The 25,257-nt window shown below is 69.7% G+C and carries 20 protein-coding genes and 1 tRNA gene; 6 read left to right on the top strand and 15 right to left on the bottom strand.

The window, feature by feature from the left end; all coding sequences use genetic code 11:
• Window positions 1-386 precede the first annotated feature (386 nt).
• From ABB55_RS17350 to ABB55_RS17330, 5 genes are all read right to left on the bottom strand, one after another.
• The gene (locus ABB55_RS17350) at window positions 387-2,438 is read right to left on the bottom strand and encodes a DUF4139 domain-containing protein (protein ID WP_054359921.1); all 2,052 of its coding nucleotides are present in this window, start codon (window positions 2,436-2,438) and stop codon (window positions 387-389) included.
• Between the two features lie 214 nt (window positions 2,439-2,652).
• The gene (locus ABB55_RS17345) at window positions 2,653-4,341 is read right to left on the bottom strand and encodes a vWA domain-containing protein (protein WP_054359920.1); all 1,689 of its coding nucleotides are present in this window, start codon (window positions 4,339-4,341) and stop codon (window positions 2,653-2,655) included.
• A gap of 193 nt (window positions 4,342-4,534) precedes the next feature.
• Window positions 4,535-4,610: transfer RNA gene (locus ABB55_RS17340), tRNA-Thr, on the bottom strand.
• 328 nt (window positions 4,611-4,938) lie between these two features.
• Entirely contained in the window at window positions 4,939-5,658 is a 720-nt protein-coding gene (locus tag ABB55_RS17335; RefSeq protein WP_160321258.1) for a GyrI-like domain-containing protein, read from the bottom strand.
• A 111-nt stretch (window positions 5,659-5,769) separates the two neighbouring features.
• The gene (locus tag ABB55_RS17330; RefSeq protein WP_210168257.1) at window positions 5,770-6,429 is read right to left on the bottom strand and encodes a class I SAM-dependent methyltransferase; all 660 of its coding nucleotides are present in this window, start codon (window positions 6,427-6,429) and stop codon (window positions 5,770-5,772) included.
• A gap of 38 nt (window positions 6,430-6,467) precedes the next feature.
• Here ABB55_RS17330 and dapF point away from each other — a divergent pair, with 38 nt between their 5' ends.
• The 3 genes from dapF to ftsY are packed head-to-tail and all read left to right on the top strand — an operon-like array spanning window position 6,468 to window position 9,803.
• Window positions 6,468-7,367 (top strand): diaminopimelate epimerase, encoded by a 900-nt coding sequence (gene dapF / locus ABB55_RS17325; RefSeq protein ID WP_083463702.1) that lies wholly within the window; start codon window positions 6,468-6,470, stop codon window positions 7,365-7,367.
• A complete protein-coding gene (gene mtaB / locus ABB55_RS17320; protein WP_054359918.1) occupies window positions 7,364-8,647 on the top strand; it encodes a tRNA (N(6)-L-threonylcarbamoyladenosine(37)-C(2))-methylthiotransferase MtaB in 1,284 nt (427 codons plus the stop codon). Before dapF ends, mtaB begins: the two co-directional genes overlap by 4 nt.
• 43 nt (window positions 8,648-8,690) lie before the next feature.
• Window positions 8,691-9,803, top strand: coding sequence for a signal recognition particle-docking protein FtsY (ftsY, locus tag ABB55_RS17315; protein ID WP_054359917.1), 1,113 nt, complete (start codon window positions 8,691-8,693; stop codon window positions 9,801-9,803).
• A gap of 117 nt (window positions 9,804-9,920) precedes the next feature.
• Here ftsY and ccmB read toward each other — a convergent pair whose 3' ends face one another.
• Window positions 9,921-10,580, bottom strand: a complete 660-nt coding sequence (ccmB, locus tag ABB55_RS17310; RefSeq protein WP_054362134.1) for a heme exporter protein CcmB — start codon at window positions 10,578-10,580, stop codon at window positions 9,921-9,923.
• 5 nt (window positions 10,581-10,585) lie between these two features.
• Window positions 10,586-11,230: a heme ABC exporter ATP-binding protein CcmA gene (ccmA, locus tag ABB55_RS17305; RefSeq protein WP_054359916.1), complete on the bottom strand. Its 645-nt coding sequence runs from the start codon at window positions 11,228-11,230 to the stop codon at window positions 10,586-10,588.
• Between the two features lie 289 nt (window positions 11,231-11,519).
• Between ccmA and acnA the strand changes: the two genes are divergently transcribed.
• Both acnA and ABB55_RS17295 read left to right on the top strand, forming a co-directional pair.
• Window positions 11,520-14,210, top strand: a complete 2,691-nt coding sequence (acnA, locus tag ABB55_RS17300; RefSeq protein WP_054359915.1) for an aconitate hydratase AcnA — start codon at window positions 11,520-11,522, stop codon at window positions 14,208-14,210.
• Window positions 14,211-14,431: 221 nt separating this feature from the next.
• A complete protein-coding gene (locus ABB55_RS17295) occupies window positions 14,432-15,154 on the top strand; it encodes a DUF1223 domain-containing protein (RefSeq protein WP_054359914.1) in 723 nt (240 codons plus the stop codon).
• A gap of 211 nt (window positions 15,155-15,365) precedes the next feature.
• Here the strand turns inward: ABB55_RS17295 and ABB55_RS17290 are convergent, their stop codons facing one another.
• The 3 genes from ABB55_RS17290 to ABB55_RS17280 form a co-directional block, all read right to left on the bottom strand.
• Window positions 15,366-15,704 carry a DUF2794 domain-containing protein gene (locus ABB55_RS17290; RefSeq protein WP_054362133.1) on the bottom strand — a complete coding sequence of 113 codons (339 nt, stop codon included), beginning with the start codon at window positions 15,702-15,704 and terminating at the stop codon, window positions 15,366-15,368.
• A gap of 607 nt (window positions 15,705-16,311) precedes the next feature.
• Window positions 16,312-17,073, bottom strand: coding sequence for a glutamine amidotransferase (locus tag ABB55_RS17285; protein ID WP_054359913.1), 762 nt, complete (start codon window positions 17,071-17,073; stop codon window positions 16,312-16,314).
• Between the two features lie 76 nt (window positions 17,074-17,149).
• Window positions 17,150-17,608 (bottom strand): tellurite resistance TerB family protein, encoded by a 459-nt coding sequence (locus tag ABB55_RS17280; RefSeq protein ID WP_244472063.1) that lies wholly within the window; start codon window positions 17,606-17,608, stop codon window positions 17,150-17,152.
• A 173-nt stretch (window positions 17,609-17,781) separates the two neighbouring features.
• On the opposite strand from ABB55_RS17280, the gene ABB55_RS17275 reads away from it, so the two are divergent.
• Window positions 17,782-20,025: a glycoside hydrolase family 3 N-terminal domain-containing protein gene (locus ABB55_RS17275; protein ID WP_054359911.1), complete on the top strand. Its 2,244-nt coding sequence runs from the start codon at window positions 17,782-17,784 to the stop codon at window positions 20,023-20,025.
• Here the strand turns inward: ABB55_RS17275 and ABB55_RS17270 are convergent.
• From ABB55_RS17270 to ABB55_RS17250, 5 genes are read right to left on the bottom strand one after another with little or no spacing between them, the layout of a single operon-like run.
• Window positions 19,972-20,946 carry an ABC transporter ATP-binding protein gene (locus ABB55_RS17270; RefSeq protein WP_083463700.1) on the bottom strand — a complete coding sequence of 325 codons (975 nt, stop codon included), beginning with the start codon at window positions 20,944-20,946 and terminating at the stop codon, window positions 19,972-19,974. The genes ABB55_RS17275 and ABB55_RS17270 overlap by 54 nt on opposite strands.
• The gene (locus ABB55_RS17265) at window positions 20,943-21,914 is read right to left on the bottom strand and encodes an ABC transporter ATP-binding protein (protein WP_054359910.1); all 972 of its coding nucleotides are present in this window, start codon (window positions 21,912-21,914) and stop codon (window positions 20,943-20,945) included. The genes ABB55_RS17270 and ABB55_RS17265 overlap by 4 nt, the downstream gene beginning before the upstream one ends.
• Window positions 21,911-22,744, bottom strand: coding sequence for an ABC transporter permease (locus tag ABB55_RS17260; RefSeq protein WP_054359909.1), 834 nt, complete (start codon window positions 22,742-22,744; stop codon window positions 21,911-21,913). The genes ABB55_RS17265 and ABB55_RS17260 overlap by 4 nt, the downstream gene beginning before the upstream one ends.
• Complete coding sequence (locus tag ABB55_RS17255; RefSeq protein ID WP_054359908.1) at window positions 22,744-23,691, bottom strand: ABC transporter permease; 948 nt, start codon at window positions 23,689-23,691, stop codon at window positions 22,744-22,746. The genes ABB55_RS17260 and ABB55_RS17255 overlap by 1 nt, the downstream gene beginning before the upstream one ends.
• Window positions 23,692-23,722: 31 nt before the next feature.
• Window positions 23,723-25,204 carry an ABC transporter substrate-binding protein gene (locus ABB55_RS17250; protein ID WP_054359907.1) on the bottom strand — a complete coding sequence of 494 codons (1,482 nt, stop codon included), beginning with the start codon at window positions 25,202-25,204 and terminating at the stop codon, window positions 23,723-23,725.
• Window positions 25,205-25,257: the final 53 nt, after the last annotated feature.

Genomic DNA, 25,257 nt, shown 5'->3' with positions numbered 1-25,257 from the left:
ATCCCCGCAAGGACCACGCCGTCCACGTTTCTCTTTCTTCGATCCATCTTGTCAATGAACACGACTAAAGCACACAAGGCTCAGTCGTTGCCAGAAACGAGTTCTGGCTTAAGACGATCCGGCGAACGTCGTCGCGGGATACACCGACATCTCTTCGGTAGTCTCATCCGAGACTTGGAGGCAACCGATCCACTCCGTCTTTCTCGGAGCCGATCGTTTCACCTTCAGAGGAGAACCAGGGCAGCGCTCAGTGGTGCGCCCCGCGTCGGTGGCGGTTATCTATGCGAAGCCCCGGACCCACGCAAGCCCCTTTTTTTGAAAAAATTCGCTGCATCGCGATGGACATGGCAAAACCCGAGGCAATCCGCCGGAAAGCCGGCTGTGGATCAGCCGCCGAGCTGGCGGACCAGCCGGGCGAGGTCCTGGCGCAGGGCCTGCAAGCCGGACTGGGCCGCATCGCGCTCCTTTTCGAGCCGGCTCATCTCGGCCTCCTGGCGCTTCAGCCGGTCCTGATAGGTGCGGGCGAGCTCGCCATTGCGGTCGACCGCCGCGAGATTGCCGCGCACCCGCTCCTGGTCCTCCCGGATCCGCCCGATCGCCTCGTCGACGCGCTCGATCGTGCGCTCGAACTCGGCCGTGTCGCGGCGGACCTGGGCGATGCGGCGCAGCGGCTCGCGCAAGGCCGGCTCGATCCGGTCCCCGCTTGAGACCACCTCGGCGACGACCGCGTCGGGCGTCTCCAGGATGGACCAGCGCTCCCGGTCGACGATGGTCTCGGTCACGGTCACGCTGCGGCTCTCGCCCGCCCCGAGATCGGCGCCGATGCGCGCGCGGCGCCCGTCGCGGCCGACCAGATTGCCGTCGGTCGTCACGGTCCAACCGGGATTGGCGACATGCTCGATCGACAGGCTGCGCGGGCCGGACGGATCGCCGGTCAGGGCATAGACCGTCCGCTTCTGACGGCCATACTCGACGATCAGCACGCCGTTCTCGACCTTCACGGTCTTCATCGCCCGGCTGTCCTTCACGTCACTGGCGACGCCGATCTTCGCATCGAGCGCATAGGCCATGGTGCGCTCCTCGCCGGGCGCCGCGCCGGCGAATTCCGCATCGCCGACGAAGCCGACCCCGGACCGGGTCGCCTCGGCCCCCTCGTAGACGGTGACGATGCCGCCGGGCAGCGTGACCGCGCTGTCGTTCTTGATGCGCACGGCGGCGATCGGGTGCCGGTCGTTGACGCTGGCCTGGAAGACGGAAACCCGCGTCGCCGTCGCGGCGCCGTCGAAGAAGGGCAGCGTCAGCGAGCGGCCGACGGCCAGATCGACCGGCCCCGGCAAGGCGAAGGTGGCTGCCGCGAGGGTCTCGACCGCCGCCACATCGACGCCGCCGGCGACCGGGGGCGGCTCGGCGAAGTCCATCGAGGCGGGCGCGGGTGCCGCCAGGGCCAGGGCCGGACGGGCATCCATCTCGGCCCGGCCGGCAAAGGCGGCCGGCTTCTTGGCCATGACGCCGCCGGCAAGCGGAGACGGCGGCGCGACCGGGCGTGGCGCGACGACGCCGCGATCCATGTCGGGGCGGAGCCGCTGGCCGACGCGGAGCGGGCTTTCCGGCCGCGGCACGCTGACGCTTTCGTAGAGATTCTGGCGCAAGGCCACGGGCGTGCCGGACGAGAGGGTCAGCCCGACGCCCTTCCAGTCGAGCCCGGTCCGGTTCTCCAAGACCGCCCAGCCCTGGAACCGCGCACTCGCCTGTCCGGCCGGCAGCACGACGCGCCAGGTCGGCTTCCAGACCGGTGCGGCGACCACATAGGTGACCAGGGCGCGCGTCTCGGCCGGCGCCTCGACGGTGACGGCGATGCGCCGCTTGTCGGCGGCCCGGTCGGCGGCAACCGCCTTCAGCGCGGCCTTCAGCGCGCCGCGCATCCGGTCGTCGGCGATCGTCACCCGGGTCGCCTCGTCGATCTCGACGTGCTCGATGGCATCGTCGTCGGTCGCCAGCGCCAGCCGGGCGCGGCGCCCCTGCGCCTGGCCGCCGTCGACCGCCTCGACCCCGATCACCAGGCCGGCCAGGTTGCGATCGCTGCGCCGGATCTCGACGCGCACGCCCTTCAGCGCCGCCAGCAGCGTCACGGAACTTTCGAGGTCGGCCGGTTTCAGCGGCATGCCCGCGAAGGTATCGCCGAGCCGTTCGCGGCCGGGCAGATCGACCGACAGGATGCGCAGGTCGCGCCCCTGCACCACGAGGCTCTTCAGGATGTCGTCGACCTGGGCCAGGGGGGCGTCGAACTCGATCACGGTCCGGCCCGCGACCGGGACCGTTCCGGCGATCTCGGCCAGACCGCCGGAAGACAGCTTGATGGTTTCGGGCCGGAATTCCGCCGCCACGGCCGGCCCGGCGGCGATCAGACCAACCAGGCTCGAGACCAGCGCTTTCGACATGGGGTTCTCCCTCGTTGCATTCCGCACGCCCGAGGGCGATCTCACGGGAGGATCGCGCCGGAACCGTGGCGGCGGGCCAGCGGAAGCGCGGCAGCCGCCCCCCGGATGACCGACACCCGGACGACCGATACCGGGCGGGCAAATCGCAGACGGCGGCCGAGGGACGGCCGCCGTCGAATGGCGCCGGGTGGGCGCGGGATCAGTGGGCGCGGGATCAGTCGAGCGACTGCTCGGTCCGTTCGCCGGCGCTGACGGTGAAGCGAACCTCGCTCGTATTCGTGCCGCGAGTCACGATCGCCACATAGTCGCCGGCCGGCATGGCCTTCTCGAAGGTCTCGCCGAACGCCGTGTCGAGCAGCTTGCGCTGGCCGGAGATCGACTTGCGGGCGGCCGCGATCTCGATCTTGGAGGCGCCGGAGGCGGTCAGCGCCGCGAAGCCCGCCTGCAGGTCGAAGGTCACCTTGATCGGCTCGCCGGCGCCGATCTCGACGATGCGGCTCTTCTCGGCAAGGCCCGCCCGGGCGATGACCTCGTAGGTACCGGACGGCAGGTCGAAGGCCGACAGGGTGTCGTACTGGGTCGCAATCCAGCGGCCGGGCGTCGTCGCATCCCGACGCGGCTCGCGCACCTCGACCACCAGACCGGTCTCGACCGGTTCGTCGGCGGCGAAGACGGCATCGACCGTCAGGCGGCTGGAATCGAGAGCGAGCCCGAGATTGATGCTGTCGCCGGCGGCCAGCGCGAAGGCCTTCTTGGCCGATGCCGACCCCTTGGTCAGCGTCATCTCGTAGGCGCCGGCCGGCAGCACGAAGCGCGGCACGGCATCATATTGGGTGGCGATCCACTGGCCGGCCGAATCGCGCACCTCCCAGGCGACGCCTTCGGCCTTGGCGCCGGAGCCGACGATGCGGCCCTCGCTGGTGACGGTGCCGGCATCGAGCACGACATCGACGCTGGTGATGCCGTCGCGCCGGACGGTCACCGGCAGGTCGCGGGTGACGTTCCCGAGCGTGACGCGCAGCACATAGTTGCCCGGCTCCTGGCCGCGCGCCAGCCGCGCGCCGTAGTCGGTCGACAGCCAGGCACCGGCCTCGGCGCCGGATTTGGCATGCAGCGCCCAGGCCAGCCCCGAATCGGTGACCGGGTCGGACCCGGCCGCGAGGCGGGCGATGGCGCGCAGGTTGTTGGCCGCCAGCGGATCGGGTTCGGCCTGGGCGGCCGGTGCCGGCTTCGGGGCGACGGCCGGCGCGCGGGCCGCCGCGACGGCGCGGGTCAGGGCGCTCGCAAGCCCGTCGGCATTGGCGGCGTCGAGATAGACCCCGCCGGTCGCTCCTGCGATGCAGGCGAGCTGCCGCTTGGCGACCGGGTCGGCCACATCGAAGCCGATGACATGGGCGACCAGCCCGACATCGGCGCGCTTCAGTTCGGCCGCGACCGCGCAGGGGTCGGCGTTGCAGGTCTCGATGCCGTCGGAGACCAGAATGACGTTGGCGCGCGCCTCGCCGCCCTTCAGCGCGGCCGCGGCCTGACGCAGGCTATCGGCGATCGGGGTGCGGCCCTTCGGCTCGACGCCGGCGACCGCCGCGCGGATCCGATCGGGGTCGAACGGCGACAGCGGCACGACCGTCTCGATGTCGCTGCATTCGCCCTTGCTGCGATGGCCGTAGACCATCAGGCCGACCCGGTCGCCGGGCTTGAACTGGCCGAGGATGGTGCCGACCGCGGTCCGCGCGCCGGCGATCTTGGTCCGACCGTCGACCAGCCCCCACATCGAGCCGGACGCGTCGAGGATCAGCATGGTTTCGGTCCCCTGCGCCTGGGCCGCGACGGGCGTCGTTGCGATCGACACCGGGGCGGCGGAGAGCAGGGCGGGCAGAAGAAGCGTGACGGCGGCGCGGGTCATGACGGCCCCTCAATGTTGCGTTGGGCGCAACAATCGCGAAACCTGCCTGAAGCCTGCGTGAACGTTTTTCTACGGAGGGATGTCAGACGCCGGAAACCGGTGGTTCCCGCACGGCTCGACGCTCCATCGATCTGGGTGAGCCCCATGATCGATCCGGACCATCATCACTATCGTCGTGCCGGAAAGGGAAAACTGGTGCCGCAGAAGGGACTCGAACCCCCGACCCCATCATTACGAATGACGTGCTCTACCAGCTGAGCTACTGCGGCGACCGGTGCGGCTAGATAGACGCAAAGCGCGCGGCTGGCAAGGCTGGAAACGACGGTGCGGCGCGGCTGTGCATGACGGCAGGGGAACTGTCGGAACGACCGGCCTCGGACGGCGCCCGGCAGTGCCTTTGCGGCAGGCCGGCGCGGGAGGCGGATACGAGGGACCGATACGGGAAACCGGCGGGGCCCTGCCGACGGGACGAAGGCCGAAACCGGTGCGGGAGGATCGACGGTTCCGGGCCGATCGACGGCTCTGCGCCAAACGCGGGTTCCTGGTCGATCGACCGCTCCGTGCCAAACGCGGGCTCCGCGACGATCGACGGCGGGCCTATTCGGTGACCACGTAGATGTTGGTGATCATCTTCTCGGGCGCCGTGACGGTCGGGTCGGTCACGTATTCCTCGTAGACCTTCTTCATGCTCAGGCTCTTGGCGACCAGGAAGTCGTCGATGCGGTTGTAGACCTCCTCGAGATCCTCGAAGGCGCCCTGGTGGACGAATTTCAGCGCCGGGCCGGCCGGGCTCTGGCCGACCTTCACGTCCTTGCCGGGCGCCTTGGCGGGTGCGGCCTCGATCGGCACCATGGCCTTGAACTGGAACTCCTCGTCGCCGGAATCGAGATACTCGATCATGGCCGACCCGGCGGCCTTCAGGTTGCCCTTGGCGATGGCGGCGAAGATGGCGTTGACGGCGTTTCCGATGCCCTCCTCCGCATCGTCCCAGGTCGCCTTGCCGGTGACGAACAGCACCGGCCGGGCCGTCAGCGTCACGGCTTCGGGCGGCGCCAGGGTCACGTCGCCATGGCCGCCGGCCTTGCCGAGATCGGCCGGCGACTGCATTTCCTTGCCGGCTTCCGGCGTTGCGGCCGATGGAGTACCGGGAGCCGGAGCGCCCGGAACCGGCGTGCCGGGCGCGGGCGTCACCGGCGCCGGCGTGGATTGCCCGGCAGGAGGTGGCGCATCCGTCGTCGTTTGTGCGACGGCCGAACCGCCGACGGACAGCACGATCGCCACGGCGACAGCCGATACGGCGCGGAACGGACGAACCATGATCATCTCCCTCGGGCAGCTCGCTCCCGATCCTTGAGCCTAAACCGGATCGTGGACGATTCGAAGACGGCGGCTGCGCGCCCCACTCAGAGGCCGCGGCACGTCCCTGCGTCAATCGCGATTTGGCACGAGAGCGACGGGCGTGGCCAGGGCGGCCGGATGATCGGGTCCGACGGCTGCAATCCGCTGCACGATCTTGGCGCCACCGCCGGAACAGAAACGGCCGGCCAGCTCGCCCTGCTCGTAGGCGATCACGACCAGCCCGGCGGCGAGGGCCGGGGCCAGCAATTCGTTCGGTTGCAGGTGGAAGTCCGTCCGCTGCGGGCGTCCGTGCCGCTCCTGGCCGCGGGCGAAGGTCTCGTAGATCAGGATTCCGTCCGCCGCGACGGCCCCCACGATCGCCGGAAACAGCGGCCGCCAGAGATAGTTGGTGACCAGAACGCCATCGAAGCGCCGGCCACCGAGCGGCCAGGGACCGGCCTCGATGTCGGCGATCACGGTTTCGACATCGCCGTCGTCGGCGAAGGCCGCCAGACCGGTCGGATCGCGATCGACCGCCACCACGGCGAGGCCGAGGCTGCGCGCCAGATGGACGTGCCGGCCGGTCCCGCAGGCGAGGTCGAGCACCGTTCCGCCTGGCCGGACTGCCGGCAGGAAACGGGCCGCCCAGTCGGACGGCGTCTGCGGCGCATGGTAGGGCTTGGCGGCGGGGACCGGCATGATCGGCGTTTCCAGGCTTTCCGGCTGGCAATCCGGGGCATCTTTCGCCATATAGACGGTGATCTCAAGAGCATCAGGACCCGGCGCGCATGTCCGCGACCTTCCGCTTTCGCAAGATGAACGGCCTCGGCAACGATTTCCTCGTGTTCGACGCGCGGCGTGACCCCGTGCGCCTGACGGCGGACGAGATCCTGCGCCTCGCCGACCGCAAGACCGGGATCGGCTTCGATCAGATGATCACGCTGGAGCCGTCGGGCGCCGGGGCGGATGCCTTCATGCGCATCCACAACGCCGACAGCTCCGAAGTCTCCGCCTGCGGCAACGCCACGCGCTGCGTCGGCTGGCTCCTGATGCAGGAAAAGGACAGCGCGGCGGCGACCATCGAGACCCGCGCCGGGCTGCTCTATGCCTCGGATGCCGGAGAGCCGGAACTGATCACGGTCGACATGGGCGAGCCGAAGTTCGACTGGCGCGACATCCCGCTCGCCGAGGAATTCCACGACACCCGCGCGATCGAACTGCAGATCGGCCCGATCGACGCGCCGATCCTGCATTCGCCGGCGGTCGTCAACATGGGCAATCCGCACGCGATCTTCTGGGTCGACGATGTCGAGGCCTACGACCTGGCGAAGCTTGGGCCGATGCTCGAACATCATCCGATCTTCCCCGAGCGGGCCAACATCTCGCTCGCGCAGGTGACCGGGCCGGACTCGCTGATCCTGAAGGTCTGGGAGCGCGGCGCCGGCCTGACGCGCGCCTGCGGCACCGGCGCCTGTGCGGCGGCCGTGGCGGCGGCGCGGACCCGGCGCACCGGCCGGCGCGTGCGCGTGACCCTGCCGGGCGGCGATCTGGTCATCACCTGGCGCGAGAGCGACAACCACGTGATGATGACCGGGCCGGTCGAGACCGACTTCACCGGCACGATCGACCGCGACACGCTCGCCGTCACCCTCGATCCGCCCGCCTCGGTCCGGGGAGCGGCGGAGTGACGATCGACGTCCTCACCTTCGGCTGCCGGCTGAACACGGTCGAATCCGAGACCATCCGGCGCGAGGCCGAAGCGGCGGGCTTGAGCGATCTCGTCGTGGTCAACACCTGCGCGGTGACCGGCGAGGCCGTCCGCCAAGCGCGGCAGGCGATCCGGCGCGCGCGTCGGGACAATCCGGCCGCCCGCATCGTGGTCACCGGCTGCGCCGCCCAGGTCGAGCCCGACACCTTCGCCGGCATGGAGGAGGTCGACCTCGTGCTCGGCAACGACGCCAAGCTCGAGGCGGCGAGCTGGCGCGGCCTGAAGGATTTCGGCGTCGAGGCGACCGAGAAGGTGCGCGTCAACGACATCTTCTCGGTGCGCGAGACCGCCGGCCATATGATCGAAGGCCTGGAGGGCCGCACCCGCGCCTTCGTGCAGGTCCAGAACGGCTGCGACCACCGCTGCACCTTCTGCATCATCCCCTATGGCCGCGGCAATTCGCGCTCCGTGCCGGCCGGCGCGGTGGTCGAGCAGGTCCGGCGGCTGACCGGCAACGGCTATGCCGAGATCGTGCTGACCGGCGTCGACATCACCTCCTGGGGCCAGGACCTGCCCGGCACGCCGAAGCTCGGCGACCTGGTCGGGAGCCTCCTGCGGCATGTGCCGGACCTGCAGCGCCTGCGCATCTCCTCGATCGATTCGGTCGAGGCCGACCCGGCGCTGATCGACCTGATCGGCACGGAGGCGCGGCTGATGCCGCATTTCCATCTGTCGCTGCAGGCCGGCGACGACATGATCCTGAAGCGCATGAAGCGCCGGCACCTGCGCGACGACGCGATCCGCTTCTGCGCGGACGTGCGCGCCCGCCGCCCGGACGTGGTCTTCGGCGCCGACCTGATCGCCGGCTTCCCGACCGAGACCGAGGCGATGTTCGAGAATTCGCTGAAGCTGGTCGCCGATTGCGGGCTGACGCATCTGCATGTCTTCCCATTCTCGCCGCGCCCGGGCACGCCCGCCGCACGCATGCCGCAGCTCGACCGCGCGACCATCAAGGCCCGCGCACAGCGCCTGCGCGAGGCCGGCGAGGCGGCGCTCGCCGCCCATTTCGACGCCGAGATCGGCCGCCTGCGCCAGATCCTGGTCGAGAAGGACGGGATCGGGCGCACCGAGCATTTCACCCTGTGCGAGATCGCAGCCGCACCGGCGGCCGGGCCCGTGCGGCCCGGCACCATCCTGACCGCCCGGATCACCGGCCATACCGTCCGGGCACTGACGGCGACGCTGGCCGAGGCGGCATGAGCGGGGCCGCGCGATCGATCGAGGCCGGGGAGTTCGGGGCACCATGAGCGACGACAAGGCGAAGCCCGGCTTCTGGAAGCGCATGTTCGGCGGCAGCCCCGAGCCTGCGGCCCAGCCCGCGCCGATCGAGCCCACAGGCGCGGAAGCCGCAGCGGTATCGACCGCAAGTCCCGTCGAGCCCCAGCCCGCCCCCTCCCCCGCGGCCCCGGAGCCGGCCGTCGCCGCCGACGCGCCGAAGCCGTCCTGGTGGTCGAAGCTGAAGTCTGGGCTGGCGCGCACCTCGTCGTCGCTGACCACCGGCATCACGGCGATCTTCACCAAGCGCAAGCTCGATGCGGCGACGCTCGAAGAGCTCGAGGACGTGCTGATCCAGGCCGATCTCGGCCTCGATACGGCGATGCGCATCACCGAGACCCTGCGCCGGGACCGTTTCGACAAGGAGATCTCCGACGAGGAGGTCCGCGCGGTGCTGGCCGCCGAGGTCGAGAAGGTGCTGGCGCCGCATGCGGTGCCGCTGACCATCGACCCGACCAAGAAGCCGCATGTCGTGCTGGTGGTCGGCGTCAACGGCACCGGCAAGACGACCACGATCGGCAAGCTGTCCGCGGAACTGACCCGCGCCGGCCGCTCGGTGATGCTCTGCGCCGGCGACACCTTCCGTGCGGCGGCGATCGATCAGCTGCGCATCTGGGGCGGGCGCGTCGGCGCGCCGGTGATCGCCCGCGAGCCCGGAGCGGATGCGGCCGGCCTCGCCTTCGATGCCTTGAAGCAGGCCCGCGACGAGGGGCGCGACGTCCTGATCATCGACACCGCCGGCCGCCTGCAGAACAAGGCCGAGCTGATGGCCGAGCTCGGGAAGATCGTCCGCGTCCTCAAGAAGCAGGACCCGGAGGCGCCGCATTCGGTGCTGCTGACCCTCGACGCGACCACCGGCCAGAATGCGCTCAATCAGGTCGAGATCTTCGGCCAGGTGGCCGGCGTCACCGGTCTCGTCATGACCAAGCTGGACGGTACCGCCCGCGGCGGCATCCTGGTCGCCATCGCGGCGAAGTTCAAACTGCCGATCCACTATATCGGGGTCGGTGAGGGCATCGACGACCTGGAACCCTTCGACGCCGCCGATTTCGCCAAGGCGATCGCCGGCCTGGAGCGCTGACGGGGTCGGCCCGCCCGTCAGCGGTTCGCGTCCCCTGCCGCCGCCCGCCGCATCTGCCGGGCGATGCGGTCCGGCCTCCGCCAAGCGGCTGCGGCGATGCAGGCGCTCGTACGTGGCTCAGTCGCTCGTGAACCGCAGCGCCGCGGCGGCGGCGATCGGGCCGATCACGGCGGAGAACAGGGTCAGCGCCGACAGGAGCAGGAACGGCGTCAGGAACGGGGCCGGCTGCAGGACGGGCGCATTGGCGGCCGCGACGCCGAAGATCAGGATCGGGACCGTCAGCGGCAGGACCAGGATGGCGAGCAGCAGCCCGCCGCGGCGCAGCGTCACCGTCAGCCCCGCCCCGATCGCCCCGATGAAGGTCAGGGCCGGCGTGCCGACCGCGAGCGTCAGCATGGTCGAACCGATCGCGATCGGCTCCATGTTCATGAACAGGGCCAGCAGCGGCGATATCAGCACCAGCGGCAGCCCGGTGGCGACCCAATGGGCGGCGCATTTGACCAGCACGACCAGTTCCAGCGGCTCCTCGCCCATCAGGATCAGGTCGAGCGTGCCGTCGTCGCGATCGGCCTGGAACAGCCGATCGAGCGACAGCAGCGTCGCCAGCAGGGCGCCGATCCACAGGATCGCCGGGCCGATCCGGGCGAGCAGGTTCAGATCCGGACCGACCCCGAACGGGTAGACGGTGACGACGATCAGGAAGAACAGCGCGCCCATCAGGGCGCCGCCGCCGACCCGGGTGGCAAGCCGCAATTCGCGGACGAAAAGCGCACCGATCGGGCTCATCCGGCCATCTCCTCGGCCATGCCGGCCGGCGCCAGGACGAGCGACCGGACGGCGGAGAACAGCAGCGGCTGGTGGGTGGCGGCGACCACGATGCCGCCGGCCCGCTGGTGGCCGGCGACGATCGCCGTGAAGCGGGCTTCGGAGGCGGCGTCGAGCGCCGAGGTCGGCTCGTCGAGCAGCCAGATCGGGCGGTCGGAGACCAGGAGCCGGGCGAGCGACAGCCGCCGCCGCTGGCCGGCGGAGAGATAGGCGGCCGGCAGGCCGGCGAGATGGCCGATCCCGACCGCCGCCAGCGCCGCATCCGCTGTCGCCGCCGGGCGGCCGAAGAAGCCGCGCCAGAAGCCGAGATTCTCTTCCACCGTCAGGGCCGGCTTGAGGGCGTCGGCATGGCCGAAATAATGCGCCTGCTGGGCGATCGAGAGGTCCGCGTCGCCCCCCTCCAGCGCAATCCGGCCCTCGCTCGCCGCGACCAGGCCGGCGATCACCCGCAACAGCGTCGACTTGCCGGCGCCGTTCGGGCCGGTGACGACGAGCGCCTCGCCGCCCGAAACCGAAAAGCCGAGATCGTGGAAGACGAGCCGCCCGCCGCGCTGGCAGGCAAGCCCTCGCGCATCGAGCCGAAGTGGCGGAAAGGCTGGCATTTCGGCTGATTCCGATCCGGTTGGAGCGCCACCCGCTGCGCCGCACAAAAAAGCTGCAGCCCGTTGACCCACGCGACTCTCGTCTGACTGGCCTCGTCTTACGAAATTGGCTACAAGGCGCGCAACCCGCGGCGACTGGCCGCGGGCTCCGGGTTTTTCCCGAGACGGTCCGTCGCGGCCGCCGGTGTCCTCGCAGGATACCGCAGGTGCATCGCAAAACGCCGGCAGGCGCACCGCGACGACAAGCCCGCCAAGGGGTCCCCGTCTCCAGCCGTGAAGGAAGGCCGCCGTGACCACATCCCTCGACAGCTTCAAGTCTGCCAAGACCCTCGAGGTCGGCGGCAAGTCCTACACCTATTACAGCCTCGTCGAGGCGGAGAAGAACGGCCTCGCCGGCGTCTCGGCCCTGCCCTTCTCGATGAAGGTGCTGCTCGAGAACCTGCTGCGCTTCGAGGACGGCCGCTCGGTCACGGCCGAGGACGTGAAGTCGGTCGCCGAATGGCTGGTCAATCGCGGCAAGGCCGAGCGCGAGATCGCCTATCGCCCGGCGCGCGTGCTGATGCAGGACTTCACCGGCGTGCCGGCGGTGGTCGATCTCGCCGCCATGCGCGACGCCATGAAGGCGCTCGGCGGCGATCCCGAGAAGATCAACCCGCTGATCCCGGTCGATCTGGTCATCGACCATTCCTTCGTGGTCGACTTCTACGGCAACGCCACCGCCCTGCAGCGCAATGTCGAGCGCGAATACGAGCAGAACCAGGAGCGCTACCGCTTCCTGCGCTGGGGCCAGAACGCCTTCGAGAACTTCCGCGTCGTGCCGCCCGGCACCGGCATCTGCCATCAGGTCAACCTCGAATATCTGGCCCAGACCGTCTGGACCAAGACCGAGGACGGCGTCACCTACGCCTATCCGGACACGCTGGTCGGCACCGACAGCCACACCACCATGATCAACGGTCTCGGCGTGCTCGGCTGGGGCGTCGGCGGCATCGAGGCCGAGGCGGCCATGCTCGGCCAGCCGATCTCCATGCTGATCCCCGAAGTGATCGGCTTCAAGCTGATCGGCAAGGCGGCGCCCGGCATCACCGCCACCGACGTGGTGCTGACCGTCACCCAAATGCTGCGCAAGAAGGGCGTGGTCGGCAAGTTCGTCGAATTCTTCGGCCCGGGCCTCGCCACCATGTCGCTGGCCGACCGCGCCACCATCGCCAATATGGCGCCGGAATATGGCGCGACCTGCGGCTTCTTCCCGGTCGATGACGAGACCCTCGCCTATCTGACCACCTCCGCCCGCGCGACCGACCGGATCGCCCTCGTCGAGGCCTATTCCAAGGCCCAGGGCATGTTCCGCACCGACGCCACGCCGGACCCGGTCTTCACCGACACGCTCGAACTCGACCTGTCGACCGTCGAGCCGTCGCTGGCCGGCCCGAAGCGTCCGCAGGACCGTGTCGTGCTGAAGAACGTCAAGGCCGGCTTTGCCGCCTCGCTCGAGGGCGAGTTCAAGAAGCCCGGCGAGATCGACAAGCGCGTGCCGGTCGCCGGCCGCGACTTCACCGTCGGCCATGGCGACGTGGTCATCGCCGCGATCACGTCCTGCACCAACACCTCCAACCCGAGCGTGATGATCGGCGCCGGCCTGGTCGCCCGCAAGGCGAACGCGCTCGGCCTCAAGGCCAAGCCCTGGGTCAAGACCTCGCTGGCGCCCGGAAGCCAGGTGGTCGCCGACTACTTCAACAATTCCGGCCTGCAGACGGACCTGGATGCGCTCGGCTTCAACGTGGTCGGCTTCGGCTGCGCCACCTGCATCGGCAATTCCGGTCCGCTCGACGAGCCGATCTCGGAGGCGATCAACGCGGCCGACCTGGTCGCCGCGGCGGTGCTCTCGGGCAATCGCAACTTCGAGGGCCGCGTCAACCCGGACGTGAAGGCCAACTACCTCGCCTCCCCGCCGCTGGTCGTGGCCTATGCCATCGCCGGCTCGATGCAGATCGACCTCGCTAACGATCCGATCGCCACCACGGCCGACGGCACGCCGGTCTATCTGAAGGACATCTGGCCGACCAAGGAGGAGATCGACGCGGTCATCGCGCAGTACATCACCCGCGATGTGTTCGCCTCGAAATACGCCTCGGTCTTCGAGGGCGACGCGCGCTGGCAGGGCATCGAGATCACCAAGGGCCTGACCTATTCCTGGCAGTCGACCTCGACCTACGTGCAGAACCCGCCCTATTTCGCCGGCATGTCGGCGACCCCGGCGCCGGTCACCGACATCCGCTCGGCCCGGGTCCTCGGCCTGTTCCTCGACTCCATCACCACCGACCACATCTCGCCCGCCGGTTCGATCAAGGCGGCGAGCCCGGCCGGCGAGTATCTGCGCGACCATCAGGTCCGCCCGCAGGACTTCAACCAGTACGGCACCCGCCGCGGCAACCATGAAGTCATGATGCGCGGCACCTTCGCCAACATCCGCATCAAGAACCAGATGCTCGGCGGCAAGGAAGGCGGCAACACGATCCACTATCCGTCCGGCAAGGAACTGCCGATCTACACGGCAGCCATGCAGTACAAGAGCGAGGGCGTGCCGCTGGTGGTCTTCGCCGGCAAGGAATACGGCACCGGCTCGTCGCGCGACTGGGCCGCGAAGGGCACCAACCTGCTCGGCGTCCGCGCCGTGATCGCCCAGTCCTTCGAGCGCATCCACCGTTCGAACCTGGTCGGCATGGGCATCCTGCCGCTGCAGTTCAAGGACGGCGACGGCTGGCAGGCGCTCGGCCTGAAGGGCGACGAGGCGGTCACCATCCTGGGTCTGGAGGCCGGCCTCAAGCCGCGCCAGATCCTGACCGCCGAGATCACCCGCGCCGACGGCTCCAAGACCTCGGTCGATCTGATCTGCCGCATCGATACGCTCGACGAGCTCGACTACTTCAAGAACGGCGGCATCCTGCAGTATGTGCTGCGCAGCCTCGTCGCGGCCTGAGCAACAAAGCAGAAATACAGATCATCGAGCCGCCGGGGCCTCTCCGGCGGCTCTTTTTGTCGTCCGGTCCAAATCGTTCCCGGCTTTTCCGGTCAGGCACCTCAACTTGGGTGAGCGTCACACCGACGTGACTCGCACTTGATGCGCGGCCGGCGTATGAGCCAAGGGACAGGACGGACGGCAGAGGCGGTGGAGCGGTGAGTTACTTCGTCGGAATCGCGATGACCATCGCCGCAGGAAGCTTCGCCTTGACGGGCGCCGAGGCGGGCGAGAAGCCGCGTGCGGTTCTGGAGCTGTTCACCAGCCAGGGCTGCTCCTCGTGCCCGCCGGCCGATGCCCTGATGAACCAGCTCGTCGAGGACAGAAGCCTGCTGGCCCTGACCTTCCCGGTCGACTACTGGGACTATCTGGGCTGGAAGGATACCTTCGCGCGTCCCGAATATACGCAGCGCCAGCGCGGCTATGCCGCCGGCCGGCACGATCGGGCGGTCTATACGCCCCAGATCGTGGTCAACGGCCGCGAGCATGTGGTCGGCAGCAATCAGGCCGCGATCGAGCGGACGGTGGCAAGCCACGAGCGGATGGATGCCCTGCCGGTCGACCTCGATCTCGACATCAAGGGCGACGTGGTCGTCGCCCGGGTCGGCGGCTCGGTGGCCGGCGTCGAGACCAAGGCCACGTTGTGGCTGGTCACCTACGATCTGCGCCGCTCGGTGCCGATCGCGCGCGGCGAGAACAAGGGCCGGACGGTCGTCTACAGCCATGTCGTGCGCCAGGTTCAGGCGATCGGCATGTGGAAGGGGCAGTCGATGACCGTCGAACTGCCCCGCCACGAATTGATGCCGGATCGCGATGTCGGCATGGCGATCATGCTTCAGCCCGATCGGGATTCCGGCCTGGGCCCGATCCTGGGAGCCGCCATGTTGACCGGCCCGTCCAGCTGACGGACCCGTCCATCTGATCCGGTCCGCCGCCCGCCCGGCATCCTGGGCATCCGGTTCCGACATCCGCCGCCCGTCCATGGTCGGCGGCGATGGCGGCGAAATCGAAGATCGGGAGCAAGGCCCTCTTCGAGCATCCTACTCCGATCGGGAGTACCGTTCGCAAACGAGACCATGCGGACCATCGACCGATCCCCTCGGATCGGGCACCGTTTCAGAACTCGACCAGCCTTGGCTTCTTCTCCAGAACCGCGAGAACGCGGCCGAGATCGGCGCCGCGCTTCAGAACCATGCCGCCTTGCGCGACGATCGAATACTGACCCTGGCGGCCGGCCAGTTTCGGGTCCTTCTCGATCCGGTAGAGCGGTGCTTCGGCGGTTCGCCGGAAGACCGAGAAGACGGCCCGATCGCGGCGATGATCGATGGCGTAGTCGCGCCATTCGCCGTCGGCCACCATGCGACCGTAGAGCTTCAGAATCTCGAACAATTCGCGCCGATCGAAGGTGACGGGCAGAACGGTCTTTCCACCGCCATGGGGAAAGGCGAACACCACGCCGTCGGCGGACGGCCGGCTGGGTTCGTCACCCTGGTCCCATTCGCTCAATCCGCACCCCTCCTCCGTCCTTGACCCGGATATCGGGCCGCCCGCGCGATCGGCAGCGGGACCGCATCCCCGGCGCCTCACAACAGCGAGCCGGCTGATCATCGCGTTGCCGGCCCGCGAAGGCAAGAACCGCCTGCGCGACAGCCGCGCCGCCGCACTGGCGGTCGGCCGGATAGGCCCCGTCGCGCCCGGGAGGGGGCCTCGCGTTCGGCTGATTAATTAATATTTATCAACAACTTAGAGGATAATTGTTTCCACTCTGTTTTCTTGCTTTCGCCGCAATCCGGACAATCGCGAGCCACGTTGCCCACCGACAGTCATCGTCGGTTCCGGTTGGTTCGACCCGATGGCTCGGCCGGTTTATTCAGCCCCCCAGCCCCCCGGATGGGCTGTCGGGTCGGACCTCCGGAACCCCGAAACCCCCGATCGAATGACGACCTGACCTGACGGGCCCCGCGCGGGCCCGTCCGTTTGTCGGGCATCGCCCTGTCGCGCGCGCCCCTCTCCCGGTCGGGCCGCCATGCACCGTCGACGCAAGGGTCCGGACCGGCGCCGCCTATTCGGCAGCGACCGATGGCAGGGACTGCGGACGGGACCCGACGGCGGACGATCCCGCATGCCGGGCGGGATCGAGCCAGAGGTCGAGGAAACGCTCCAGCCACAGCCGGGTCTGGGCGTCGTAGAGGGCGCGCCCCTCGAAATGGTGCGGCCGGCCTTGCGCGCCGGGCAGCTCGAAACGCTCCGCGCCCCGCGTGGTCCAGCGGTGCAGCATGGCGAGGGTCAGTTCCGGATGGAACTGGATACCGTAGGCGGCCGGACCGACCTGGAAGGCCTGGTTCGGGAAGCTCTCGCCCTCGGCCAGCAGGGTGCAGCCGCAGGGCAGGTCGAAGCCCTCGCGGTGCCACTGGTAGACCTCGGTCGGCCAGGCCATCAGCGCCTTGCCGGCCTCGGTCGGACAGAGCGGGTAGTAGCCGATCTCAACGAGCCCGTGCGGATTGGGGCCGACCGTGCCGCCGAGCTGGCGCACCAGCATCTGGGCGCCGAGGCAGATGCCGAGATAGGGCTTCTGTTCCGCCAGCGGCACGGCCAGCCAGTCGATCTCGCGCCGGACGAAATCGTCCTCGTCGTTGGCGCTCATCGGCCCCCCGAACACCACCGCGCCGGCATGGTCCCGGAGTGTCTCCGGCAGCGGATCGCCGTAGCGCGGGCGGCGGATGTCGAGCACGTAGCCGCGGCGGGTCAGCATCTGACCGACCCGCCCCGGCGAGGAGGTCTCCTGGTGGAGAACGATAAGGATGCGCGGGAGCGGCTTGGCCATGGCGTCCGGGCGAAGAGTCGTTCGCAGGTGCGAACCATCACACAAGTGAAACAATGGCCCGGGAAATGTGGCCGAATCAACCGTCGTCTTCGGATTTGTCGAGACGGGCTTCGACTTTCTTGCGGATCAGGACCCTGTCGCGGGTGCCGACATCGAGCAGCTCGGCCAGGCGCCACACCGTGTTGTCCTCGAATTCGTGCACCGCACCATCGGCCAGCACCATCTCCCAGAACATTTCGACCAGCGCCTCGCGTTCCGCCGGCGCCAGCCGCCGCTTCAGCAGCGCGGTGAACCGGTAGAGGTCGACCGCGTCGCGATCGGCGGTCTTCGCGGCTTCGAGCAGGGCCGCGAGACCGGCCGCGTCGAGATCGAAATGCCGCGTCAGCAGGCGCCGGCAGATGTCCTGCTCCGGAACCGAAACGGTCCCGTCGATGCCGATCAGGTGCACCATCAGGGCCGCGGTGGCGAGACGGACCTCGTCCTGCGGCGCCGGGATCGGAGCACCGCCGGTGAGATCGGCAAAATAGGCTTTCAAGGCATCGAACATCGTGACCGCCGATCGTCGGCTGAAAGGAAGACCGGATCATAGGGGCCGAGGCCGCTTCGACAAGAAGCCGGCCGTCGAATGCCGTCATGCGCGCGCCGGCCAGTGACAGAAACGCGTGCATTTCCTATAGCAAGCTGAGACAGAGCCTTGCCACGGTGCCCATGCGGATCACGATTTTCTTCGCGGCGATCGCCAGCCTCCTTGCCCCGATCGCCACGGCCGGCGCCGACCCGGCGCCCTCCGAGCGGGTCCGCCGCCTCCTCGCCGAGATGACGCTGGAGGAAAAGATCGGCCAGCTCGACATGCCCTCGCACGGCGGCCACTACGATCCGGCGCGCGTCGCGGCCGGGCGGACCGGCGGGGTCCTGAATTTCGGCAGCCCGCAGGAGATCGCCGCGATCCGGGCGCTGAACGCGCAGTCGCGGCTGAAGATTCCGTTGATCTTCGGCCTCGACGTGATCCACGGCTACCGCACCCTGTTTCCGATGCCGCTCGCCGAGGCGGCCAGCTTCGATCCGGCTGTGGCTGAACAGTCGACCCATTGGGCTGCCGTCGAAAGCCGCGCCGCCGGCCTCAATCTGACCTTCTCGCCGGTCGCCGACCTCGCCCGCGACCCGCGCTGGGGCCGGATCGTGGAAGGCGGCGGCGAGGATCCGATGCTGGCCGGCCTGTTCGCGGCGGCGCGCGTGCGCGGCTTCCACAGCGGCGGGATCGGCGCGACGCTGAAGCACTTCGCCGGTTACGGCGCCGTCGAGGGCGGGCGCGACTATGCCCCCGCCGACATCTCCGAGGGCACGCTGCGCGACCGCTACCTGCCGCCCTACCGGATGGCCGTGGAGGCCGGCGTCGACGTGGTCATGACCTCCTACATCTCGCTCAACGGCACGCCGACCACGGCCAGCCGCCGGCTGATGTCCGATATCCTGCGCGGCGAATGGGGCTTCCCCGGCTACGTCGTCTCCGACATGAACGCCATTCCGGAGATCGCGCTGCTCGGCGTCGCCGACGGCAACGGCGAGGCGGCGAAACTGGCGCTGGAGGCCGGCGTCGACCAGGACATGGACGGCGAGGTCTATATCGCCGAACTGGCCGGGCTGGTGCGCGACGGCACCCTGCCGGAGGCCGCGCTCGACCGGGCCGTCGCCCGGGTGCTGGCGACCAAGGAGCGGCTCGGCCTGTTCGACGAGAAACCGTTCGACCCGGCGGCAGCGTCAGCGGTGCTCGGCCGGGCCGACATTCGCGCGGCGAGCCGGGCCCTTGCCGCCGAGACCTTCGTCCTGTTGCAGAACAAGGACGACGTGCTGCCGATCCGGCCGGAAACGCGCTCGATCGCCGTCGTCGGCGCGTTGGCGGCCTCGCAGGCCGACACGCTCGGCAACAACGCCGCCCGTGCGGTTCCGGCCGAGACCGTCACGGTGCTGGACGGCCTCAGGGCCCGCGCGCCCGCCGGCACGCGGATCGATTTCGTCGAAGGCTGCGATACGGCCTGCACATCCGATTCGAACTTCCAGGCCGCCGCCGCCAAGGCGGCCGAGGCCGACCTGATCGTCGCGGTGCTCGGCGAACCCCAGGACCATTCCGGCGAAGGCGCCTCGCGCGCCAGCCTGGAACTGCCCGGACGCCAGACCGACCTGCTCCGCCGCCTCGCCGCCACCGGTCGGCCGGTGGTGGTCGTGCTGCTCGCCGGGCGCCCCCTGGCCCTGTCCGAGGCCGTCGATCCGGCCGCCGCGATCCTGCTCGTCTGGTATCCCGGCAGCGAGGGCGGCCATGCGGTCGCCGAGACGCTGTTCGGCGACCGCGATCCGGCCGGCCGGCTGCCGGTCACCTTCCCGCGCCATGTCGGCCAGGTGCCGATCACCTATGACGCCCTGCCGACCGCCCGGCCGGGCAAGGTCGAGGACCGCTATACGAGCCGCTATCTGGATGTCGCGCTCGGACCGCTGTTTCCCTTCGGGCACGGCCTCGGCTACACGCGCTTCACCCAGTCGGACGCCCGGATCGCGGCACGCAAGCTCGGACCGGACGACCGTCTGACCGTCGCGGTCACGGTCGCCAATGCCGGCACCCGGCCGGGCCGCGAGGTCGTGCAGCTCTATGTCCGCGACGTGGTCGCCAGCCGTGCGCGTCCGGTGCGCGAACTGAAGGCATTCGGCAAGCTGCTGCTGGAGCCCGGCGAAGCCCGCGAGGTGGTGCTGTCGGTGCCCGTGCGCAGCCTCGGCTTCCATCGCGACGACGGCAGCTATGTGGTCGAGCCGGGCCGCTTCGACGTCTATCTCGGCTCGAGCGCCGCCGCGCCGCTGATCGGCAGCGTGGTCGTCTCGCCCGGCTACGAGGCGCCGCCGGCAGGCCTGTCAGCCGAGCGGTTCGAAGCAGGCCACATGACGGTCATCGGCAAGAGCCCGTAACATCGGCATCTCGGCGCGGCACCGGGCCTTTGCGCGCGGGCAGCGATCGGCGAGCGGACAGGCGCCGGCCTCGGCCGCGCCGGGCTCGCCAAGCCGGAATGCGCCTGCGGCATGATCGGCTGGATCGGCATCGAAATCCGGCAGGGCGTCGACCAGCGCGCGGGTATAGGGATGGACCGGCCGGGCGAACAGCACCGCCGCCGGCCCGCTTTCCACCACCCGCCCGCGCAGCATGACCATGACGCGGTCGGCGACATGCTCGACCACCGCCAGGTCGTGGCTGATGAACAGATAGGTCAGCCCGCGCCGCTCCTTCAGGTCCATCAGCAGGTTGAGAACCTGCGCCTGGACCGAGACATCGAGCGCGGAGACCGGCTCGTCGGCGACCACCAGGGCCGGCTCGGTGATCAGCGCCCGGGCGATGGCGACGCGCTGGCGCTGGCCGCCGGAGAATTCGTGCGGATACCGGTGGAGCGCCGCCGTCGGCAGGCCGACCGCCTCCAGGATGGCCAGCACCCGCTCCCGCCGCGCGCGCCGGTCGAACCCGGGCTCGGCGACGGTGAGCGGTTCGGCGACGATCCGCTCCACGGTCAGGCGCGGGTCGAGCGAGCCGTAGGGGTCCTGGAACACCATCTGGAAGTGCCGCCGCCGCCGGCGCAGATCCGAGGCGGAGAGCGCGTTCAAATCCTCGCCGCGGAACAGGATGCGGCCCGCGTCGGGTCGCTCCAGCGCCATGGCGAGGCGGGCGAGCGTCGACTTGCCCGAGCCTGATTCGCCGACGATGCCGAGGCTGACGCCGGGCTCGACCGTGAAATCGACGCCGTCCACCGCCGCGACCCGTGCGGCCGGCGTGAACAGCCCGCCGCGGCCGACGGGATAGCGGCGCACCAGCGCCTCGGCGACGAGCAACGGTCCGGTCATGGCGCCCGCTCCGGGTGATGGCAGGCGGCACGGCTGGCCGGACCGCCGACGAAGGGCGGCGGCATGTCCCGGCAAAGATCCGTCCCGCGCGCACAGCGGCCGTGGAACGGGCAGCCGGGGGGCAACCGATCCGGCGACGGCACCGTGCCGGGAATCGCGGCGAGCCGCGCGCCGCGCACCGCATGGCGACCCGGCGAGGCGCCGACCAGCCCGCGCGTATAGGGATGGATCGCGGCGCGGAACATCGCCCGGCTGGCGCCCTCCTCCATGGCGGCGCCGCCATACATGACCAGCGAGCGTTCCGCGATCGCACCGATCACGGCGAGATCGTGCGAGATGATCACCAGCGCCATGCCGAGTTCGACCGAAAGCTCCTTCAGGAGCGCGATCAGCCCGGCCTGCACGGTCACGTCGAGCGCCGAGGTCGGCTCGTCGGCGACCAGCAGCGCCGGCCGGCAGGCGAGCGCCATGGCGATCATGACGCGCTGCCGCTGGCCGCCGGACAATTCGTGCGGATAGGCGTCGAGCCGCTCCCGGGCGCGCGGGATGCCGACCCGATCGAGCAGGCGCAGCGCCTCGGCGCGGGCCGTGGCACGGTCGGCACGGCCGTGGATCAAGAGCGGCTCGGCGACCTGGTCGCCGATCCGGTGCACAGGGTTGAGCGAGGTCATCGGCTCCTGGAACACCATCGCGATGCGCGCGCCGCGCAAGCCCGCCCGCTCCGGCTCCGGCAGCGCGACCAGATCGCGCCCCTCGAACCGGATCTCGCCATGCGTGCGCGCGATGGCCGGCAGGAGCCCGATCAGGGCGAGCGCGGTCATCGACTTGCCGGAGCCCGATTCGCCGACGATGCCGAGCCGCTCGCCGGCCTGCAGCGAGAAGGAGAGATCGCGCACGACCCGCGCCGGCCCGGACGGGAACGGCAGCGTCACCGAGAGGTTGCGCACGTCGAGCAGGGGGGCGCTCATGTCCGCGCCCTCCGGGCCCTGGGATCGACCAGGTCGCGCAGGCCGTCGCCGAGCAGGTTGAAGCCGAGCACCGTCAGGGCGATGGCGGCGCCCGGAAAGATCGCCAGCCAGGGCTGGGTCTGCATGTAGGTGCGCGCCTCGTAGAGCATCCGCCCCCAGCTCGGCGCCGGCGGCTGGGTGCCGAGGCCGAGATAGCTGAGCCCGGCCTCGGCCAGGATCGCGATGGCGAACTGGATGGTCGCCTGCACGACCAGGAGCCCGGCCATGTTGGGCAGAATATGGGCGATGGCGATCCGGGTCTCGGTCAGGCCCGCGGCCCGGGCGGCGAGCACGAAGTCGCGCGAGCGGACCTGCAAGGCGGCGCTGCGGGCGAGGCGCGCGAAGACCGGCACGTTGAAGACCGCGATGGCCAGGATCGCGTTCGCCGCGCCGGGACCGATCAGGTGGACCATCATCACGGCGGTCAGCACGGCCGGAAAGGCGAGCACGAAATCGTTGGTCCGCATCACGGCTTCGTCCAGCAGCGAGCCGTTGCGGCTGGCCGCCCAGGTGCCGAGCGCGGTGCCGGCGACGAGCCCGAGTGCGACCGACAGGAGCCCGACCTTGAGCGAATTGCCGGCGCCGACCATCAGCCTGGCGACGGTGTCGCGGCCGAGATGGTCGGTGCCGAGCCAGTGCAGCGCCGACGGTCCCTGCAGCCGGTCGGGGAGGGCAAGACGGGTCGGATCGAACGGTGTCCAGACGAAGCCGAGCGCGGCGATCGCCATCAGCGCGAGGGCGATCGCGCCGCCCACCACGAGGCCGGGATGGCGGTACCAGGCGAAGCCCATCAGGCCCTCCGCCGCAGCCGCGGGTCGACGATGCCATAGGCGATGTCGACCAGGAAATTGATGACGACCACCAGGGCGGCGAAGACGACGACCAGATCCTTGACCACGATGATGTCGTGCTGGCCGATCGCCTGGAACATCAGCCGGCCGAGCCCGGGCAGCGAGAAGACATCCTCGATGATGATCGCGCCGGCGATCATGAAGGAGAAGCGCACGCCCAGCATGGTGACGACCGGAACCAGGGCGTTGCGCAGGACGTGCCGGTAGAGCGTCGCGGCCGCGCCGAGCCCCTTGGCGCGGGCGGTGCGGACCCAGTCCTCCTGCAGCGCCTCCAGCGTCGCCGAGCGCGTCACCCGCGCCAGGATCGCCGCCTGCGGCAGGGCGAGGGCGATCACCGGCAGGATGAGCGAGGCGAGCGCCGGGCCGAGGCCGGCGTCCCAGCCGGGAAAGCCGCCCGACGGCAGCCAGTGCAGGCCGATCGCGAAGGCCAGCACGAGCAGGATGCCGACCCAGAAATCCGGCAGCGCCAGCCCGGCCTGGGCGAAGACCATCACGCCGGCATCGCGCAACGAACGTGGCCGCGAGGCCGCCAGCATGCCGAGCGGCACGCCAACCAGGGTGGCGAGCAGGATCGCCGCGAAGGCGAGCGGCAGCGTCACCTGCAGACGCTCGCCGATCAGCTGCGCGACCGGCACCCGGTAGCCGTAGCTGGTGCCGAGATCGCCGGTCAGGAGACCACCGACCCAGCGCAGGAAGCGCTCCGGCGCCGGCAGGTCGAGGCCGAACTCGGTGCGCAGGGCCGCGACGGTCTCCGGCGTCGCGCTGACGCCGAGGATCACCGCGGCCGGGTCCCCGGGCAGGATTTCCAGAACGACGAAGACCACCAGGGCGGTCGCCAGCAGCGTGACCGCCAGACCCGCAAGGCGCCGGGCGAGGAAGCTCAGCATCGATCCCCCGTCCCCGGCGCGACTGCGGCGATCACTGCCAGGCGAGATCGGTCAGCGGCGTCGCCGGCAGCGGCCAGTCGGCCCACATGCCGGTGAGGCTGGCCTTGGACACGGTCACCTTGGGCAGCACGAACAGGAACACGTTGACCGAGTCCTCGGCCAGCATCTTCTGCGCATCGCCGTAGAGCGCCAGCCGGCTCTTGTCGTCGACCGCCGCATCGACCTTCTTCATCAGGTCGACGAAGGCCTGGGACTTGTAGTTGAAGTAGTAGTCCGGCCGGGCATAGATGTTGATGTCGAGCGGCTCGGTATGCGAGATGATGGTGAGATCGTAGTCCTTGTTCTTGAACACCCGGTCGAGCCATTGCGGGAACTCGACATTCTCGATCGAGACCCGGATGCCGACCTCACCCAGCATGGCGGCGACGATCTCGGAGGAGCGCCGGGCATAGGCGGGCGGCGGCACTTTCAGGGTCAGTTCGAAGCCGGATGCGTAGCCGGCCTCCGCCAGCAGCGCCTTGGCCTTGGCCGGATCGTAGGGGTAGCGGCCGGTCAGATCGACATAGCCCGGCTGGGCCGGCGAGAAATGGCTGCCGATCGGCGTACCGGTGCCGTTGATGGCGCCGAGATTGACCTGGTTGCGATCGACCGCATGGGCGATGGCGCGTCGCACGCGCAGATCGTCGAGCGGCTTCTTGCCGTTGTTCATGGCGATGATGGTCTCGCCCTCGGTCTTGCCGATGGTGACCGTCAGCCGCTTGTCGGCCTTCAGCGTCGGCAGGGCCTCCGCCGCACCGAAATTGGTCAGCGCGTCGCAGTCGCCGGACTGGATCGCCGCCAGCTGGGCCTGGGGATCGTTGATGAAGCGGAAGGTGGCGCGGGCAATCGCCGGCTTGCCACCCCACCAGCCGTCGACCGCAACCAGGCTCAGCCGGTCGCCGCGGGTCCATTTGTCGAGCTTGTAGGGGCCGGTGCCGACCGGAGTGGTGGCGTTGGCGGCCGCCGTCTTCTCGGACACGATGATCGCATCGCCCCAGGCGAGCCCGTAGAGGAAATTGGCCGCGACCTGCTTCAGGGTGACCTTCACGGTCGCCGCATCGGGCGTCTCGATCGAGGCGATCGGCGTGAAGATCCACTTCTGGGCATTCTTGGAATCCGGCGCGACGGCCCGCTCCAGGCTGTATTTCACGTCCGCCGACGTGAACGGCGTGCCGTCATGGAAGGTGACGCCCGACTTCAGCTTGAAGGTGTAGACGAGATTGTCGGCCGAAATCTGCCAGCTTTCGGCCAGCTTCGGCACGATCTTGCCGGCGCGGTCGATGGCGACGAGGCCTTCGAAGATGTTGCCGTAGGTGACCTCGCGGATCGCCTGGGCGGCACCCGCGGTCGGGTCGAGCACGGTCGGCTCGAGGGTCTGGCACAGCACGACCTGGCTCTTGTCCTGAGCCAGGGCCGGCGAGGCGATCCCGCCCGCGACCAGCGCGGCGAGCAGAACGGAACGTCGGTACGGCATGGTGGGTCCCCCCTGGAATTTTCTCGAAACGCGCCGCCGGCCGAGGCCGACGG

Origin of the sequence: Prosthecodimorpha hirschii, assembly GCF_001305515.1 — a bacterium.
Lineage (GTDB): Bacteria > Pseudomonadota > Alphaproteobacteria > Rhizobiales > Ancalomicrobiaceae > Prosthecodimorpha > Prosthecodimorpha hirschii.
The sequence above is the reverse complement of the archived record's forward strand: the minus strand, read 5'-3'. Positions and strand labels throughout refer to the sequence as shown.